Annotated in this window: 1 protein-coding gene; it reads right to left on the minus strand. The window is 44.2% G+C overall.

What is annotated here, in order from left to right; all coding sequences use genetic code 11:
- Window positions 1-412: FAD-dependent oxidoreductase (locus IV512_RS19755; RefSeq protein WP_209406489.1), on the minus strand; the 412-nt coding region annotated here is incomplete at its 3' end.
- Window positions 413-452 lie beyond the last annotated feature (40 nt).

The raw sequence follows: 452 nt of genomic DNA on the forward strand, positions 1-452 counted from the left end.
TGCTATCAACGGACATTACTTCCACACCGTCAATGTGTTGGTTATGATAAATAAGTCGTTTGATGGCAGTATTAAATAAAAATGTTACCCCTTGCTGTTGACAAAGTGCGGCCAAGCGATGGGTGAATTTTTGGGCATCCCCTGATTCATCAAGTGCGGTATAAGTCGCCCACACCAATTCTTTGCCAATACCAGTTAACGCAGGCTCTAATTCTATCGCTTTATCCACACTAATGACTTGCCGATCACAACCCAATTGCTGCATCCGTTTAGTGGGTGCTATCGCTGCTTGAAACTCAGCATGATCGGTATAAAAATGCATAATACCGCGTGTCAAACAGTCATAATCAATGCCCGTTTGCGCCCTGACTTCGCCGAGTACTTGCCGAGAATATAATCCTAAATTGACCATCTGCACCAGATTAGCATCGGCACTTTTCGCATTACACTGC

Source organism: Pseudozobellia sp. WGM2, assembly GCF_017810075.1.
Lineage (GTDB): Bacteria > Bacteroidota > Bacteroidia > Flavobacteriales > Flavobacteriaceae > JADNYK01.